Source organism: Halovenus halobia (assembly GCF_051414135.1).
Classification (GTDB): Archaea; Halobacteriota; Halobacteria; order Halobacteriales; family Haloarculaceae; genus Halovenus; species Halovenus halobia.
This window is the reverse complement of record NZ_JBLKOA010000001.1, coordinates 208285-225139: the sequence shown is the minus strand read 5'-3', so window position 1 is coordinate 225139 and position 16855 is coordinate 208285. Positions and strand designations below refer to the sequence as shown.

The following is a 16855-nucleotide window of genomic DNA, read 5'->3' as shown; positions in this document are numbered from 1 at the left end:
GTCAGCCGACGCGTCGACAGAGAGAAGCATTGAAGCGGGTGGTTGCCGAATCCGGTGATATGTACGACCGAATCAAGGGATTTCGTGATTTCTACCCCGAAGAGATGCAATCTCGACGGCAGGTGATGGACACCGTCGAGTCCGTTGCACGCCGCCACGGCTTTCGTGAGATTGGCACGCCAGCGCTGGAATCCGCCGCACTGTACGCCGACAAGAGCGGCGAAGAAATTCTCGACGAACTCTATTCGTTCGAGGACAAGGGTGGCCGGTCAGTCGCGCTGACGCCCGAGCTGACACCGACCGTGGCACGGATGGCCGTTGCCCGCCAGCAGGAACTCTCGAAGCCGATCAAGTGGATGTCGACCCGGCCGTTCTGGCGCTACGAGCAGGTCCAGCAGGGTCGGTTCCGGGAGTTCTACCAGACGAACATCGATATCTTCGGCTCCGCGGAACCAACCGCCGACGCCGAAATTCTCGCTGTCGCCGCAAACGCGCTGACCGAACTCGGCCTCTCGGGCGAGGACTTCGACTTCCGTGTCTCTCACCGGGATATTCTCGGCGGGCTGCTCGAATCCTTCGAGGGTAATATCGACACGGAGGCCGCAATCCGAGCAGTCGACAAGCGCGCGAAAATCGACGCCGACGAGTACGCCGACCTGCTGACCGACGCCGGGCTCTCGACGGCCCAGATTGATGACTTCGACAGCCTCCTCGACAGCGGCGAGGATGACCTCGACGAGTTAGTCGAGTTTGCAGACACCGACCGCGTCGAAGCGGCCGTCGAAAACCTGCGGGACGTTCTCGCGGCAACCGACGACCTTGGCGTTGGCGAGTACTGTACACTCTCGCTGACGACAGCCCGGGGACTGGATTACTACACTGGCGTCGTCTTCGAGTGCTTCGACTCGACTGGCGAAGTCTCGCGGTCGGTCTTCGGCGGTGGGCGCTACGACGACCTGATCGAAGGCTTCGGCGGCCAGCCAACCCCTGCGGTCGGCTTTGCGCCCGGATACGCAACGCTGTCGCTTTTGTGCCAGCGTGCCGGTGTCTGGCCCGAAGAAGAACTCTCGACGGATTACTACGTTCTGCAGGTTGGCGACACCCGGGACGTTGCGTCTCGGATTGCCCGCGAACTCCGGAGTAACAGTCACGTGGTCGAGTCTGACGTTGCCGGTCGCTCCTTTGGCGCACAACTCGATTACGCCGACAGCATCAACGCCGAGACAGTCGTTATCGTCGGCGAGCAGGACCTAGAAAACGACGAGGTGACGCTCAAAGAGATGGATAGCGGCGAGCAAGTTGCAGTCCCAGTCGACTCGTTCCCCGGCGACCACGAGCGGCCGACTTACGACGATTTCGCCTGAAAAGCAGTTCAGCGCACCGCGACCTAGTCGGCAGTAGCAGGCGACTCGTCGGTGTCGATGGTCTGGTCGGTTCCAGCGTTGCCGGCGCTCGCTGGGTCAACCGCGAACGACGCGCGTTCACTCCAGACGAAGTAGACGTACGGCGTTTTTGCGACCAAGTCGAGGTACGCGATAATCATCGCTGTCCCGACTGCCGAGACGTAGCCGAGTCCGGCAGGACTGGTCAGCCAGAGTAGGGGGTATGCAATCCACAGCAGGCCGACGTGATTCTGCAAGATTTTGAACAGCCGGTAGCGCTCGCGGTTTTCCTGCGCGTACCGTGGGAAGACCAGATAGAGAATCGCCAGCAGCACGACGTGGAACCCGCCCGAGATGGCGAAGCCAATCCACGTTGCGATTCCGGTTGCAAGCGTTGCACCCAGTCCGACGGCAATCATCAGCGCGTCTGCGGCCGCGACGCTGAGAATCCACTTCCGGGGCGCGCCAGCGACGTAGCCGACGTATCCCACCAGCAGCGGGGTCGTCACGATCCAGTCGAGGTACCGGAACAGGTAGACCTCGTTCCCGCCGACCTGGACGACACCGATGTTCGCAGCCATCAGAACGTACGACAGCCCCGCAAACCCTGGAATGATGAATAGCCACGCAAACTTGCCGCGGTTGGCGTCAACCCGGGAACTTCGCATCAGCGCGAAGACAACGCCAACGCCAGCCAGCAATCCGACCGCCGCCAGCGAGTACGAGACAGTGATTGCAAGCTCAGACATCAGCGGTCACCTCCGTCGGATACGGCAGGTGAATGCGCCGGGCTGTCGGCCGCGTCGAGTCGGAATCGTGAGAGTTCCGTGACGAGGTCCTCTGCGTTGCGCTCGAACTCGTCGAGCGTACTGGCAATCGATTCGAATCTCTCACGCTGGCTCTCGATCGAATCAGCGACCGTCCCCGCAGTCGATTCAGTCTCGCGGCTAATCGCTGACACCTCGTCAATGGCCGCGGCCGTCGTCTGGACCGTTTCCGCCTGTTGAGCCGTCGCACCGCTGATATCCGCTATTCCGTTGTCAATTTCTTCGGTTGCGTCGGCAATAGTGTCGATTTCATGAAGCGCAGATTCGACGGTGTCGGTGCCACGTTCAACACGTTCCCGCGTCGAGCGCACCGACGCGGCAGCGTCGGCCGTCTCGTCTCGGACATCTTCGACCATCCGGGAGATTTCTTCGGCCCGTTCTCTGGTCTCCTCGGCCAGCGATTTTACCTCGTCAGCGACGACTGCGAAGCCGTCGCCCGCGTCGCTTGCGGTGTCACCGCTGGCGCGGGCAGCCTCGATCGAGGCGTTCAGCGCGAGCATATTGGTCTGGTCAGCAATTTCGTTGATCACTTCGACAATCTCGGTAATCTCCTCGGTGCTGTCGGTCAGCGATTCGATCTGTTCGACCGCGTCGGCCGTCTCTTTCTCGATGGCTTCCATCTCCTCGATGGCCTCATTCGCCGCGGTGCGAGCTTCCTGACTGGCCGCCGTTGCGCTGTCACTGGTCGACGAGAGGTCGTCGGTCGTCGCCGCAATCTGCTCGGCTGCCGCCGACATATCGTCGATATCCTCTGCGACCGCTTCGAGGCGTTCGCGCTGCTCTTTCGAGTCGGCGGCGATGTCGCCCGTCGTCTCGACCGCGCGGTCGACTGTCGATTCCGCCTCGTCGGTCAGGCGAACGAGTTCGTCAGCGTCACTCTGGATGTCGCCAGCAAAGGTGTTGACTGCCGAGAGCGCGTCTTCGAGGTCTGCCATCGTGTTGTTGAACTCTCGACCAATGGTCTCCATCGCGTCGTGTTCGGTATCGATGTCGATGCGTGTCGAAAGGTCACCCTCGGCGGCCTGCTGCATCGCCTGTGCGTACCGCCGGGCAGTTTGCTGGTAGGCTTCTGCGAGTTCGGTTGCCTCCTGCTCAGCTCGTTCAGCCTCCTTTCGCGCCTCCTCGGCGCGTTGTTGTTCCTCCTGTGCCTCAGCTCGGGCCTGTTCGACCGTTTCGATCTGTTCAGACAGCGAGTTGCGCATGATATCGATGGCGTCGTAGAGTTGTCCGAATTCGTCCTCTCGGCCCGACCAGAGGTCGGTGTCGAGGTCACCGTCTGCGATAGCCTTCGCTTGTCGCTCCAACTCGACAATTGACGCGATGGTGTTCGTTCCTGTTACCGAGCCCAGCGCAAGCAGTCCAGCCCACGTCATCAAAATCGCGGCCGCTGCACTTCCGGTTACGAGTCCAACCGCAGTCACCATACTCCCCGTGATTACGTATCCGAAAACGAGTTTGATTCCATAGGAGCTGCGTATCGGATTTGCCATGCCTGACTATACGATTTTTTGAGTATAAGCGTTAGTGAGCAGTTATTAGGTATGATAACTGACCGACGGAGACGCCTCACTCGCTCGTTCGAAAGGAGAGGTCGAGTGTCGGTGCCGAGTGGGTCAGCGAGCCCATCGAGATGATATCGACACCAGTCTTCGCGTACGCTGGGACCGTTTCTTGAGTGATGCCACCGCTGGCCTCGGCAAGTGCAGACTCTCCGAGTAAATCCGCGCCGCGTTCTGTTTCCTCAGGAGAAAGGTTGTCGAGCAGGACGATATCCGCCCCTGCGTCGGCCGCGCGGGGCGCGTCTTCTGGCCGTTCGACCTCGACTTCGATTTTTGTCGCGAAGGAGGTTCGCTTCGCGAAGTGGGCAATTGCGTCGTCCATCCCCATCTCGGCGATGTGATTGTCCTTGACCATCACCATATGCGAGAGGTTGAGACGGTGGGTGTCACCGCCGCCGGCCGCGACAGCGCGTTTCTCGACACCACGGAGGCCGGGCGTCGTTTTTCGAGTTCCCGCGATTCGCGGCGGTTCGACCCCGGCAGCTTCGGCGGCTTCCTCGGCCGCAGACACTGCTTTGCGGGTCTGGGTTGCGACGCCAGAAGCATGACCGACGATGTTGACGGCGACGCGCTCGCCGCGGAGTACGTCCCTCGCTGGCCCCGAAACTCGAAGCACTGTCTCGCCAACCTCGATTTGGTCGCCAGCGTCGACGAGCAGTTCGGCCTCGGTGTCGAGATAGGAAAACACTGCCTCTGCGGCCTCCAGACCGGCCACGACACCAGCTTCCTTGGCGACAAGTCGGCCCTCGGTCTGTCCGGGGACGTGATTGGTCACGTCGTGGTGGCCAAGGTCTTCTTCTAACCAGCGTTCAACCTGTGTCGTTGGAATCATCGTGCGTCGGCGGCCGACTCAGTCTTGGCGTCTTCGACGAGGTAGTGACAGCCGAGAGACTGGTCGTTCTCCGCGGCCGCCCGTGAAATGAGCAGTGAAACAACCGACGCCGACCGGAGTTCGTACAGCGACCGTGAGGTCCGGGTCCGGACGTAGGCGTCAACCTCGCCTTTGAGTCGCCGAAGCACCGACTGTGAGCGCTTGAGACCCTCAGTAGTGCGCTCGATACCGACCATCTCGTCCATCACGCGGCGGAGTCGGTGGAACTTATCGCGGGCAAAGTTGCCCGGCAGTTCAGGGTCGCGTTCGAGGAGTTCGGGAGCCTCGATGCGCTCGATGTCGTTGCCGACCGCGTCCTCGCCGGCGCGCTGTCCCCAGACCAACCCTTCCAGTAGCGAGGTGCTCGCAAGGCGGTTCGCGCCGTGGACGCCGGTCCGTGAGCATTCACCGACGGCGTAGAGGCGGTCGAGAGAGGTTCGCCCGCGGTTGTCGACAGCAACCCCACCACAGAGGAAGTGCTGGGCAGGGGCGATTGGGATTCCCTCGGTCCAGTCAACGTCGTGCGCAGCGCATTTCTCGGCGAGGTCAGGAAATTCCTCCTCGAAGGCCATTTCCGACACGTCAAGGGTAACGTCGCCGGTTTCCTCCCGCTCGGTTTTGACTGCGCGGGCGACGACATCTCGCGGTGCGAGTTCGGCGTCATCGTGATATTCGGGCATGAATCGCTCGCCGTCGCCGTTCCGGAGGAGGCCGCCTTCGCCGCGAACAGCCTCGCTGATGAGGAACGTCCCACTCTCCGTGTGGCAGGCTGTTGGATGGAACTGGACGTACTCCATGTCCTCGATGTCAGCACCGGCGAGTGCGGCCATCGCAATGCCGTCACCGGTCGCGGTATCTGGGTTGGTCGAGCGAGGATAGAGTGCGCCGATCCCGCCGGTGGCGAGAATTGTCGACCCGGCGTAGGTCGGTGCCCACTCGCCGTCCTGTTCGAGAATCGCACCGTAGACTTTGCCCTCGTGACGGATTAGCTCCAGCGCGGCTGTATCTTCGAGCACCGTCACGTCCGTCTCGTCGGCAACGTAGTTGAGGAACGGGACGTGGATGTGCTTGCCAGTCTCGGCGTTGACGTGGAGGATGCGGGCCTCGTCGTGGGCAGCCTCCTGACCGAAATCGTACTCTCCACCGGTGGTATCGAACTCGATACCGAGGGTGTCGACGAGAATGTCACTGACAGTATCCGTGGCGTTCTCGACGAGTACCTCGACAGCCTCGGGGTCGGCGGTGCCCGCGGAGGCGTCGAGGATATCCTGTTCGAACTGTTCGGGGTCGTCTCGGGTGACGGCGATGCCGCCCTGTGCCCACCACGTCGAGGCCTGTTCGGGCCGTTCGGCTTTCGTCGCGAGAGTTACGTCAGCCCCGGCCTCGTCTGCAGCAAGTGCTGCCGAGAGGCCGGCGATGCCTGTACCTACCACGAGGACGTCTGTCTCCTGTTCGTTCATATTTCGAGCATTCGGTCGAGGGCAACCTGTGCGAGTTCCTTCTCCTCTGGCGCGACCTCGATGACGTTGCGCTCGCGGCCCTCGGTGAGTTCTTCGAGCACCCAGGTGAGGTAGTTCGGGTCAATCTGGCGCATCGCGTTGCAGTCCATGCACGCGTCGCCACAGAGCGGAATCACGTTCACGTCAGGGTGCCAGCGGCTCAGGTGGTTCGTCAGGTGAACCTCGGTACCGATGGCCCACGTCTCGCCGGGGTCTGCCTCCGCAACCGTCTCGCAGATGGTCGACGTCGACCCAACGACATCGGCTGCTTCGACTACCTCTCGGCGGCACTCGGGGTGGACGACGACGTTCGCGCCGGGGTTCTCTGCGCGGACCTGGTCGATGTGGTCGGTCCGGAATCGCTCGTGAACCTGGCAGTAGCCCTCCCAGAGGATGATGTCGTTGTCGACTACTTTGCTCGCGTCCTTGCTCTCTGGGTCCCACGGGTCCCACTCGACAGTTTCGTCTTCCATCCCCAGTCGGTGAGCGGTGTTCTCGCCGAGGTGTTTGTCGGGCAAGAACAGTACTTTGTCACCCTTGTCGAACGCGTACTCGAAGGCCTTGTGGGCGTTCGAGGAGGTGCAGACCAGACCGCCCTGCTCGGCACAGAACGCCTTCAGGTCTGCATACGAGTTCATGTAGGTGATTGGGATGATGTTCTCGTCAGTTTCGGCGGTGATTTCGGCCCACGCGTCGTCAACCTGCAGGGCTTCGGCCATGCCCGCCATCGGACAGGAGGCCTCCATCGACGGCAGGATAACCGACTGCTCGTCGTCCGTGATGATGTCGGCCGATTCAGCCATGAACGTCACGCCGCCGAAGATTACGTACTCGGCGTCGGCGTTGGCGGCCTCCTGGCTCAGTTGGTAAGAGTCGCCGATGAAATCCGCGTGTTCGACGATTTCCCGGCGCTGGTAGTTGTGCCCCAGGATGACGACATCGTCACCCAACTCCTCGAGTGCGGCCTCGATACGCTTGGTGCGCTCGTCTTCGTCGAGGTTGCGATAACTCGGTGGCAACTGCTCCAGATTATCGTACTTGAACAGGCTCAGGTCGGTCTCGAACGCCGCGGTTTCCATCTCTGGCACGCTATGTCACCTTCTAGTACGTCTATACGAACCCTGTCTATGAAAAGATTTTGTATTCAATAGTTAGTTATGAGTGAATTTTTGTCTCCAAAGACCGACACTGGAATTCGTGCTCCGGCTGCAATCGGTCACTCACGGAATACAATATACCGTTTCCGTAGTGAAACTTCTATTCGTTGTTAAAAGTTTTCAATCGTCGGGAGAGCGTCGTTCGCAACGCTGGGCGGCCACGGGTGTCACCGACACTCACTCGTGGGTGTGGGCGAACTTCGACAGTGGTGCAACGTCGGGAAGGGAGTCGTGGGGCCGATCGACGACAATATCGCCCGCAGTCTGGCTGCCGACGCCAGGAATCGCGGTCAGTTCGTCCATCGAGGCGTCGTTCAGGTCCAGTGGGTAGGGGACGCCAGTAATCGAGCGATAGCCGTGGGCAGTCACCGCGACATCGAGTATCTCACCCAGCGGGCGCTCGCCCGGAATTGCGACCAGCAGCGGGTAGGTGCCGAGTTGGCGGCCAAAAGTCTTGCCGTCCTGGTGATATTCAAGGTGGACGTCTTCAAGCACTGTGCCCGGCGGGGCAACCCGCTTGAGCATCGGGTTGTCGATTGTCTCCCGGACCTCCTGTTTGTACTGCTTGAACAGTTTCTTGTGGTCGTTGGCAATCTCCGCGCCGGTATCGGACATCTCGGTGCCATCGAAGGCCATCACCTGCCGGATGTTGATGCGCCGCAACATCAGCCCCTCGTCGTAGACCCGCTGCAGGAAGTCCTTGTTGTGCTGGAAACTCTCCCTGCGTTCGCCCATCAGGCCGTGAACGAGGTTGATTCCCGGCAACAGTTTCGGCAGTCGCTGGGCAGCGTCGGAGCCGAAGTTCGGGGCACTGTCGCGTCCGGAGGTCCGGGGGTCCCCCGCACCTCCCGGCCGCCAGCCGGCCTCCTCGTTAACAATCTTCACTGCGCGGAAACACTCCTCGGCGCTGACGTTGAGGTTGTTCTTCTCCTGAACGACGGGGTCGGCTGACTCCAGCCCGAACGCTGCAGTGTCGCCGGGCGTGTTGTGTTCGGCGATAATCCGGATTCCCTCGCGGGATTTCTCCGGCCACCGGACAATCGTAATCGGGTTCATATTGTCCAGATGAAGCGTCCGCAGGTCCGGCACTGCCTCGCGAATGCCGCCGTAGAGTTCTCGCAACGCCTCGGGGTTCGGTGCTTCGCCGTCGCCGCCGTAGGCGAGAATATCTGCCTGCCGGCCCAGTCGGAAGTCCCGGACGCCGTGGTCGGCCAGCGCCGCGACCTCGCCGACGACAGAGTCGGGACTCCGGAAACTCGGGTCCGCGCCGTAGAGCGGTTCGGTACAGAACGAACACCGGTACGGACAGCCACGGGAGGTCTCCATCTCTGCGATGAGATACTCGGGGTGGTTGGGGTGTTGTTCGACAACGAATGCGCCCTTGCTCGCCCACCGTGTGATTTCCTCGTTGTCCCGCATCCGGTTGCTAAAGCCTTCCATCCCACCGTGGACGAGGTCGTAGGCGGCGGCCTCGATGTCGCCTTTCGCGACGAAATCGTAATCGAGGTCGTCGCGTTCCATATCTTGCGCGCCGGAATTTTCGTCGCCGACGCCGAATCGAACTGGGCCGCCCATCAGTGTCGTTCCCTCTGCGGTCCAGGCCAGTCGCTTCACTTCGTCAGGTTCGGCTGGTGTGCCGCCAACGTACTTGCCGGGGACTGTCATTCCGCCGACGTAGATGAGCAAGTCAGCCTCTTCGACCTGCTGCCAGCGCGAGCGCTCCTCGCGAAGGGCGTCGATAGTGAGATATCGAATCGAATCCTGTTCGACACCGGCGTCGACGAGCGCGCCGGCAGTGTACCGCGGATATGTCGAGATGTACGGCGGAACGCCGAAGTGTGCCGGCTCGTCGACGTAGCCGTCGACGATAGTTACGTCGAGAGTGGCCGGGTCGTGCATACGAACTGGTAGCCGTTCGACGCTCAAAACCTCCCCGGTCGCCTGCCAGTGCGGTATGGAGTTACTGCGGTGGGCGCTTCCAGTGCCGGCTGTGCATCGCTATCGTCAGTCTGCGAAAGTTATCTATTTGCCGACACACAAGTTCCGATACGATGATACTCTCTCGACGGCACCTGCTTGGTAGCTGTCTCGCCGGCGGTGTCGCGCTCGCGGGCTGTACGAGCTCCAGCCCCGAGTCGGAGAGTGGCGGTGAGGACCAACCGGACAGCGGCACGGAGGGGCCACAGGTCGGTGAGACAACACTGAGGTCGTCATTTCCGGTAGAAATCTACGAAGGCGATTCAGACACACGCCTCGTCCAGATTCACTGGCACGGAAAACTGTCGAACAGCCACTGGCACCAACAGCCCATGGACGTCCCGGAAGGTCGCTGGACCTCCTACGACGTTCGAGTGTACGACCAGACTGGCGACCCGATTCCGCTCGGCGAGGGCGCGCAGTTTTCGCTCGCAATCAGCCCAACAGAAGAGACCCAAGACGACCTGATCGAAATCGAAATCGCGGGCCGGACCCTCAACGCCAACGGACAGAAAACTGGGCTGGGCGAGTACAGACTCGAACTAGTCGACGGGGACCAGGTGCTGTGGGCCGCGCCGCTGTTACAGATAGAAGTTCCCTAACCGCGCTGTTCGAGGATGCGGTCGATAATTCGCCCGCTAGAGAGGAGTTCGTCTGCGCCTGCTGCCCGGCCGGAGACGCGCTCGACAGCACAGTCGAGACCGCGGTCGGCGAGTTGACTCTCGAGTTTCTCGATATCGTGGTGCTGGTCGTGACCCAGTGCGATAACCGCAGGGTCAATTGCTTCAATCGGGACGAAGATATCGTCGGGGTCACCGAGTCGGGCGTCGTCGACGGGGTCCAGCGCCTCGACCATCTCGACGCGCTGTCGTTCGGGCACAACAGGCGCGGCTTTGTGTGTCACGTTCGTCTCGCGGGCGACGATGACGTGGAGGCGGTCACCCATGGCTTTGGCTTCTCGAAGGTAGTGAACGTGGCCGGGGTGAAGGATATCGAAGGTCCCCTGAGCGACCACCGGTCTCATCGGCACTCACCGGGAAGCCCCCGTCCTGTTGCCGTGGTGTGGTCGCCGTCCCAGATGGGCTCGGTACCGCCGGGACAGAGTCCCCGAAGGCGTCGCATAGCCGTCAGTCGGGACTGCCGCCTTCTAAGCGTTCCGAATCGAAGAGTAAAAACCTGATAACGTCGTACATGGTGCATATGTCTACACCCAATGGTACCGGGGAGGACGGTACCGACCTCGATCGCTCCACTGTCGTCTACGATCTCGATTCTCAGTGTGGCGTAGAGGACGTTGAAACAGGTAACAAGTATCATGCGACAGTCAACGGCGTTGTCGAATACGGCGTCTTCGTCGATATCTCCGAGCAGCTCTCTGGGCTCGTCCATAACTCGAATCTTATCGGCACCTACGATGTCGCCGACGAGCTGATCGTCGAACTTGACGCGGTTCGGGAGGACGGCGATATCAGTTTCATCGAAGTGCAGGTCGCCGAGTACGAGACAGAACCGGTCGGTCCGGGGACTCGTGCAGTGACCGTCGATTTCGGGGAGATTGCTGGCGAACAGGCACATCTCGACGGGCAGGTCGTCCAGATCAAACAGACCGGCGGCCCAACCATCTTCCAGGTCCGTACGCCAAACCGAGTCGTTCCGTGTGCCGCCTTCGAGGAGGCAGGCGTCCGAGCGTACCCTGAAGTTGAACTGGACGATTACGTTCGCGTGACCGGCACCGTCGAACAGCGCGACGGCGCACACCAGCTCGAAGTCGATAACCTGAGCGTACTCGCTGGTGAGGCAGCCGAACAGGTAGAGGACGACCTCACGAGCAGTGACGCGATTGGTGCCGCCGACGTCGAGCCGCTGGTCGAATGGCCTGCCTTCGAGAAACTCCGCGACGACCTCTCGGCGGTGGCGACGCGGCTGCGAGAAACTGTGCTCTCGGGCCGCCCAATCAGAATTCGCCACCACGCCGACGGTGACGGACTCTGTGCGAGTGTCCCGCTGCAGTACGCACTCGAGCGGTTCATCGAGCAGACGTGGGAGGACCCCGAGGCACCGCGTCACCTCCTCAAACGACTGCCGAGCAAAGCGCCGTACTACGAACTCGAAGACGTGACGCGAGACCTCAACTTCGCTCTAGAGAACCGCAACCGACACGGCCAGAAGCTCCCCCTGTTCCTGATGCTCGACAACGGGAGTACCGAGGAAGACACGCCAGCCTACGAGAATCTCGCACACTACGACGTGCCAATTCTCGTGGTCGACCACCACCACCCAGACCCGGACGCAGTCCAGCAGTTCGCCGAACACCACGTCAATCCGTACCTGCACGACGAGGATTACCGAATCACGACCGGGATGATGTGTGTCGAGATTGCGCGGATGATCGACCCAGAGATCACCGACGAACTCCGACACGTCCCTGCCGTTGCCGGCATTGCGGACCGCTCGGAAGGCGAGGCAATGGACGACTATCTCGACCTCGCGGCTGAAGAGGGCTACGAGACGCCAGACCTTCGCGACATCGGCGAAGCACTCGATTACGCAACCTATTGGCTCCGATACAACGACGGTCGGGAGTACGTCAACGACCTCCTGAACGTCAACTGTGAGGACCGTGACCGCCACGAGCGCGTGGTCGACCTCCTCAGCGAGCGGGCCGCCCGCGACGTCGACAACCAACTCGACGCGGCGATGCAACACGTCACCGAGGAAGACCTCGACAACGGCGCGCGCCTCTACCGGATCGACGTGGAGAAACACGCCCGCCGATTCACCTACCCGGCACCCGGAAAGACGACCGGCAAAATTCACGACAAGAAGGTTGCCGAGACTGGCGACCCAGTCATCACCATCGGGTTCGGGCCTGACTTTGCAGTGCTCCGCTCCGACGGCGTCCGACTGGATATCCCGGAGATGGTCGCAGAACTGAAAGAGGATGTCGAGGGCGCGGGCGTCAGCGGTGGCGGCCACCTCGTTGTCGGGTCGATCAAGTTCGTCAGCGGAATGCGCGAGGAAGTTATCGAAGCGCTCGTCGAAAAGATGGCTGACGCCGAAATCGACGAAGAACTCGGGAGTTCGGCCGTGATGCCCGAAGAAGCCTGAGCTACTCGGGACGTTTTTGACGACTACCTGAAAAAAGCGCCAGCGGAAACTCTTACTGCTCGGTTTCGTTCTGTTCAGTCTCGTTGCCGTTCGACTCGCTCTCGATTTGTTCGTACTCGACGGTTACGCCGCGTGCGACCGGCTGGAGATTGTAGCTGCCGGAACGCCCGCGTTTGACCGGCGTGAAGTCGGCCGTGAACGTCGTCCGGGTGTTGGCTCGAATCTCGAAGGCCTTGTTGAACTTCAGCGGTGCGTTGCCGGGAACCTCGACGGTTGCGGACTCACCGTTGTCGAGCGTCGCTTCGACGCCATCGGTGTCCAGTTGCATGAAGGAGTACTCGTCCACCTCGAGCTCGCGCTCGTCGATCAACTGGGTACTCTCGCCCTGCAGTTCGACGAGGTCAGCCTCCTGTGGCTCGTCGAACTCGATGTACTCGCGGCCGCCCTCCTCGCTCTCACCGTCTTCAGTCGTGTTCTCGCCACCGTCTTCGGTCGTGTTCTCACCGTCGTCGGAGCTCTGCTCACCGGCAGGGGCGAGCCAGATGCCGACTATCGTGACGACACAGGACTCGAAGTCTGCGATGTCGCCGGGCTGGTCGGTTACGGCTGTCGCGAGTGTTCCTGTTGCTGCTGCAGTGCCGCCGGAACAGCCCGCAAGGCCAGCGACGCCTGCTGCGCCGAGCCCTGCGAGATACGTCCGTCTGTCCATAGTATAGTCTGTCATGTGTATCAGTTATTAGAGTTTGAAACGGATGACCCTTGGTAATTATGCGGGGACATCAGCGGGAGCAGCCGTCTCGTTGCCGTCGTCCAGTTTCTCGTCGTCCATCTGCTCGTCATCACTCATTTCCTCGTCGCTCATCTCTTCACCGTCAGCGTTACCAGCGTCCTCGCTCGCGTCCGCGGACGAGTCGAAGATGCTCGAGATAGTTTCGCCGAGGTTGGCAATCGTGTCGTTGAGGAACGACTCGATTGCGCTGTGAATCTCGCTCACGTGCTCGGGGACTTGCTCGGGAAGGCCGTCACTCGGGCCAACAGTGTTCGAGCGGTCAGCCGCGTTGGAGCCGTTTTCTGCGCCGCCCGCCTGTGCAGGCATGTCACTGTCCGCGTTCTCGGCTCCCGCGTCTGCGTCCTCCGTGTTCTGTGCCAGTGCTTCGTCCGGGACCTGGTCGGTCGATGCGTTCTCTGCGCCCATTGCGCCTGAGTCGGCCGCACTGACGGCGGCGACGCCGCCAAACAGTAGTGCCGACACCGCTGCGATCGTCAGTAGCTTTTGTGCGCTCATTGCATCCAACTCTGGGCGAGACAGCCACAAAAGGGGGGAAGATGGTTCTCGAAATTGAACCGTCCAGGACCGAATGGACCGATTTAAACGGATTTGAACGATTCACAGCCCATCTCGGAAACGGACGTAAACGGACGAACCGAGCGCAGCGTCAGTTCGCGGGCAAAATGGTGGGACGTCCGCGCTCAGCCGCGCCCTCGAGACTGCGATTCGAAGCGAATCTTGCGGGTTCCACCAGCGGTGAGCACAGCCATAATCGCGACTGCGCCGAGCAGACCAACCGGGACGCGCCGGGACTCAGACTCTGGGGCTGCCCCAGCCCAGTCGCTGGCAAACACGTGGCCATAGTATCCCGCCACACCCTTACTGTCGATTAGGAGTGCGACTTCTCGATTGTGCCGGAACGAGTTGTTGTTCCAGTTGAGACTGCCGACGACTGTTGTTTCACCGTCGACAATCAGGCCCTTCGCGTGGATCTTTTCGTATCGGTCCTGCGGATTGGCGACTCGAACGCTGAGCGGGAGATTTGCGACGTCCGCTCGTTCGTTGAGGTTCCGAGCGAGGCGGTTGTTTTCGTCTTCGACGTACCACGCACCGCTCAGCAGAATTTTTACTTCGACACCGCGTCTGGCGGCGGCGAGGACCGCCTCTAGCAGTGGAAACGCCGGGTTGATGGACATCTGCTCGATCCGAATTTGTTCACTGGCGTTGGCGAGGAGTTTGCGAAGTCGACGCTCAGCGTTGTCGGGCGCGAGGAGCAACGCAGTTTGCTCTACCTCGAACGAGGTCGGGCTGAAATTCGTCGGGTAATCCGTAGTTGGCGGTTTCTCTTCGCCGCCTCGCTTCGCTGTGGATTGCCAGTTCTTCGCGTCGACCCAGCCCCGGTCGCTGTGAAACGTTTGGTTGAGTGCGCGGACGATGCGCTGTTGTCTGGTAATCACGGCCCAGCCGCGGCTTGAGTGGCCCCCGAGGCCGCTTGGCTTCCAGTTTTCTGTGGTGATGAGCGCGCGCTGATCGACGATGGCGTACTTCGCGTGGTGAAACCGCACTCTTGCGCGTGGCCCGTCGATTACTCGGAGGTCAACGCCAGCGCGGGAGAGCTCTGAGAGCGCGTTCGCGGCTGAGGTGCTGAGTCCGCTTACCGGAGACCCATCTAGCAAGAGCGTGACTTCGACGCCGCGCTTGCGCGCCGCAAGTAGCGTGTCGACCACCGCCTCCGAAGAGAGCGTGTAGCCCCCCAGAGAAATGCGGTTGTCGGCAGAATCGAGAAACTCGACAGCCCGTGTTGGATTGTCAGGAAGTACGAAGGCTTCGACAGTGCCGCCAGTGGCGGTTGTAATTGAGAAGTTACTGCCCCGGAGTGGTCGCCACTCTCTGGAGCGCACCAGATACCGTTCAGCACTGTCTGCGGATTCGTAGCTGACCCGCTGGATTACCGTACTATCCCGGAGCAGTCGAATATCGTCACCGCTGTTCGCCATTCGAACCCGGTCAGGAAGTTCCTGAACTGTTCTGTTCGTCAGGCGTTCGGTCACAGCAGGGTCCGTCGAGAGGGTAATACGGCGAGGTGCAGAGAGTTGGTCTCGCTCGACCACGGCGGCGAGGCTGACTGGCTCTGTCTCGTCAATCAGTGCGTACCGGCGCAGGTCTATCCCTTCCGGGAATTTGACCGTCACGAACTCGCCGTCGTCTTCGTCTGCGACGGGATTGGGATACACCTCGACAATCTGTGGCTGGGCCGTCGTGTTGCCCGTATTCGTGGCTGTGGCGGGGGGTGTCGCAGTGACAGCCACCAAGCCAGTACAGAGCAGCAAACAGCACACCAGCAGGCTCCGGCGCACGCGGGGGATTGGTCGCGGGATTCGGTATAAATTCGAGGGCTGGGTCAGACGAGTGTGGACTGGCCGATACCCGCGCGAACGGCCAGTAAAAAGTGGCCGTCAGCCGTGCGTCAGACAACCGTCAGACGCAGCCTGAGGCTTTAATACGTCGGAAACCACGGATATAGCTGTGTCGACGTTTGGCTCAGACCCGCTGGACGAACTGGTGATCCCCGACGGGATTCACGTCGAGGAGCATGACCTCGTAACCGAGGGCGACGTGATCATCGGGAGCCAGAGTACCGTCGAGTTTGGGGTCCGGGCAGGCAACGTCATCGCTGGCGAGCGAGTCGTCTTCGGTGGTCACATCGAAGCAGAGGGAGATTGTCGGCTGGACATGTGGTGTGAAGTTGCTGACAACGTGCTCGTCGGGGAAGACGCCTATCTCGGCGAGCGCGTCCAGATTGGTGGCGGCCTGCGCGTTGCAGGTGACCTGGATATTGGCGACGACGTGGATATCGCAGAGGGCTTCGACGCAAACGGGCGCATCATCATCCGCGACCCGATGCCGACGATTGTCTTCCTGTTCATGTACCTCACCCAGCTGTTGCGGATCGGTGAGGAAGAAGCAGCAGAGCAGTTAGTCGCCTCGATGGTCGACGACGAATCCGGGCAAAAACCCGTCCTGATCCCAAAAGGTAGCCGCGTCAGCGACGACGCGTGGCAGGTTTCGACGCCGGGTCGAATCGGCGACGACTGCCGCCTGCACGGCAACATTCGCGCGGAATCGCTGGTGGTCGGTCGGGACAACGAACTCTTTGGCAGTCTCCGCGCACGCGAGGGAATCACAGTCGGTGCACGAACGGAGGTAACTGGCAACGTGACCACCCGTGAGGGGACGGTCCGAATCGGACCGAATGCGGTGATCCGCGGCGACGTCTCAGGAGAATACGTCGAAGTCCACCACGACGCGACCGTCGAAGGTGGAATTCGAGCAACTGAGGAGACCTCGATGGTCTCGGAGAATGTCATCGAGGACTCGGTCGTTCCCGAGCCTGAGGTCACAGAGACAGCGGGCACCGAGTCGGACGCGCCTGTAGAGACAGACGAGGGTAACACAGAGCAGTTGGGCCCGGAACGTCCCGAACAGAGTTCTGATTAACCGCCAGAGTCGCGTTGCTGTTCTCACTCTAAGACTGGGTCGAAGAGTGCACAGAGTGCTGTTCCATCGTCGGAGGGTCGATACTCGACGCGCGGCGGGATTTCGTCGTACGGTCTCCGTTCGAGCAGTGCTACCTCAGTGAGCAATTCACCGAAGCGCTGGAAGCGCAGTAACCAGGGCAAGAACCGAAAAGCCATTTCCCCCGGCC

15 protein-coding genes are annotated in these 16855 nt (G+C 61.1%); 4 read left to right on the top strand and 11 right to left on the bottom strand.

Annotated elements, in window-relative coordinates; translation table 11 throughout:
* The first annotated feature begins 59 nt into the window (after positions 1–59).
* A complete protein-coding gene (gene hisS, locus ACMGFM_RS01200) occupies positions 60–1364 on the top strand; it encodes a histidine--tRNA ligase (RefSeq protein WP_436900462.1) in 1305 nt (434 codons plus the stop codon).
* 23 nt (positions 1365–1387) lie between these two features.
* On the opposite strand, the gene ACMGFM_RS01195 is transcribed toward hisS, so the two are convergent.
* The 6 genes from ACMGFM_RS01195 to ACMGFM_RS01170 all read right to left on the bottom strand — a co-directional run bounded on the left by ACMGFM_RS01195 (position 1388) and on the right by ACMGFM_RS01170 (position 9194).
* Positions 1388–2131 carry a bacteriorhodopsin gene (locus ACMGFM_RS01195; RefSeq protein ID WP_436900461.1) on the bottom strand — a complete coding sequence of 248 codons (744 nt, stop codon included), beginning with the start codon at positions 2129–2131 and terminating at the stop codon, positions 1388–1390.
* A complete protein-coding gene (locus ACMGFM_RS01190) occupies positions 2131–3699 on the bottom strand; it encodes a methyl-accepting chemotaxis protein (protein WP_436900460.1) in 1569 nt (522 codons plus the stop codon). The genes ACMGFM_RS01195 and ACMGFM_RS01190 overlap by 1 nt, the downstream gene beginning before the upstream one ends.
* Positions 3700–3775: 76 nt before the next feature.
* Positions 3776–4600: a carboxylating nicotinate-nucleotide diphosphorylase gene (gene nadC, locus ACMGFM_RS01185; protein WP_436900458.1), complete on the bottom strand. Its 825-nt coding sequence runs from the start codon at positions 4598–4600 to the stop codon at positions 3776–3778.
* Positions 4597–6099, bottom strand: a complete 1503-nt coding sequence (locus ACMGFM_RS01180; protein WP_436900457.1) for an L-aspartate oxidase — start codon at positions 6097–6099, stop codon at positions 4597–4599. Before ACMGFM_RS01180 ends, nadC begins: the two co-directional genes overlap by 4 nt.
* Positions 6096–7217, bottom strand: coding sequence for a quinolinate synthase NadA (nadA, locus tag ACMGFM_RS01175; RefSeq protein ID WP_436901725.1), 1122 nt, complete (start codon positions 7215–7217; stop codon positions 6096–6098). The genes ACMGFM_RS01180 and nadA overlap by 4 nt, the downstream gene beginning before the upstream one ends.
* Before the next feature lie 255 nt (positions 7218–7472).
* Positions 7473–9194, bottom strand: coding sequence for a radical SAM protein (locus ACMGFM_RS01170; protein WP_436900455.1), 1722 nt, complete (start codon positions 9192–9194; stop codon positions 7473–7475).
* Between the two features lie 152 nt (positions 9195–9346).
* Here ACMGFM_RS01170 and ACMGFM_RS01165 point away from each other — a divergent pair, with 152 nt between their 5' ends.
* Positions 9347–9874, top strand: a complete 528-nt coding sequence (locus tag ACMGFM_RS01165; RefSeq protein WP_436900454.1) for a hypothetical protein — start codon at positions 9347–9349, stop codon at positions 9872–9874.
* Here the strand turns inward: ACMGFM_RS01165 and ACMGFM_RS01160 are convergent.
* Positions 9871–10296, bottom strand: a complete 426-nt coding sequence (locus ACMGFM_RS01160; protein ID WP_436900453.1) for an FAD synthase family protein — start codon at positions 10294–10296, stop codon at positions 9871–9873. The two genes, ACMGFM_RS01165 and ACMGFM_RS01160, sit on opposite strands and share 4 nt — an antisense overlap.
* 176 nt (positions 10297–10472) lie before the next feature.
* On the opposite strand from ACMGFM_RS01160, the gene han reads away from it, so the two are divergent.
* On the top strand, positions 10473–12380 hold the full coding sequence (gene han, locus ACMGFM_RS01155) for a Hef-associated nuclease (protein WP_436900452.1): 1908 nt from the start codon (positions 10473–10475) through the stop codon (positions 12378–12380).
* 52 nt (positions 12381–12432) lie between these two features.
* On the opposite strand, the gene ACMGFM_RS01150 is transcribed toward han, so the two are convergent.
* From ACMGFM_RS01150 to ACMGFM_RS01140, 3 genes are all read right to left on the bottom strand, one after another.
* On the bottom strand, positions 12433–13104 hold the full coding sequence (locus ACMGFM_RS01150; protein ID WP_436900451.1) for a DUF4382 domain-containing protein: 672 nt from the start codon (positions 13102–13104) through the stop codon (positions 12433–12435).
* A gap of 42 nt (positions 13105–13146) precedes the next feature.
* Positions 13147–13665, bottom strand: a complete 519-nt coding sequence (locus ACMGFM_RS01145; RefSeq protein ID WP_436900450.1) for a hypothetical protein — start codon at positions 13663–13665, stop codon at positions 13147–13149.
* A gap of 185 nt (positions 13666–13850) precedes the next feature.
* Positions 13851–15458, bottom strand: coding sequence for a phospholipase D-like domain-containing protein (locus ACMGFM_RS01140; protein ID WP_436900449.1), 1608 nt, complete (start codon positions 15456–15458; stop codon positions 13851–13853).
* Positions 15459–15675: 217 nt separating this feature from the next.
* Here ACMGFM_RS01140 and ACMGFM_RS01135 point away from each other — a divergent pair, with 217 nt between their 5' ends.
* Positions 15676–16647 (top strand): polymer-forming cytoskeletal protein, encoded by a 972-nt coding sequence (locus ACMGFM_RS01135; protein WP_436900448.1) that lies wholly within the window; start codon positions 15676–15678, stop codon positions 16645–16647.
* 23 nt (positions 16648–16670) lie between these two features.
* Here the strand turns inward: ACMGFM_RS01135 and ACMGFM_RS01130 are convergent, their stop codons facing one another.
* Positions 16671–16844 carry a winged helix-turn-helix transcriptional regulator gene (locus ACMGFM_RS01130; protein ID WP_436900446.1) on the bottom strand — a complete coding sequence of 58 codons (174 nt, stop codon included), beginning with the start codon at positions 16842–16844 and terminating at the stop codon, positions 16671–16673.
* Positions 16845–16855: the final 11 nt, after the last annotated feature.